Source organism: Halomonas marinisediminis, assembly GCF_004347715.1.
Classification (GTDB): domain Bacteria; phylum Pseudomonadota; class Gammaproteobacteria; order Pseudomonadales; family Halomonadaceae; genus Halomonas; species Halomonas icarae.
Map to the genome: position 1 here is coordinate 1 of NZ_SLTR01000559.1, position 261 is coordinate 261.

Consider the following 261-nt stretch of genomic DNA (forward strand, 5'->3'; position numbering starts at 1 on the left):
GTCTCGGCCAGCGTGCGCACCCCGGTCAGGGCATTGGTCCAATCCTCCCGGCTGAAGAAATCCCCCTGCACCTTGAACGACCCCCACAGCGTCCACAAAAACGGAAACGCCGCCAGCATCAGCCACAGCAGGACAACCCCCCACAGGAACAGCCGCAAGGGCATGGACCGACGCGTCGCGATGTTGTCGGCCATGCTCAGTGCCCCTTTGCCGAGAAATCGCGCCAAGTCCGGATCAACACCGGCGTCAGCAGGATCGCCA

1 protein-coding gene is annotated in these 261 nt (G+C 63.6%); it reads right to left on the reverse strand.

Features of this window, described 5'->3' with window-relative positions:
- Positions 1-194, reverse strand: a 194-nt coding sequence (locus tag E0702_RS17800) for a hypothetical protein (protein ID WP_205742101.1), incomplete at its 3' end; no start/stop codon positions are given.
- Between the last annotated feature and the right edge of the window lie 67 nt (positions 195-261).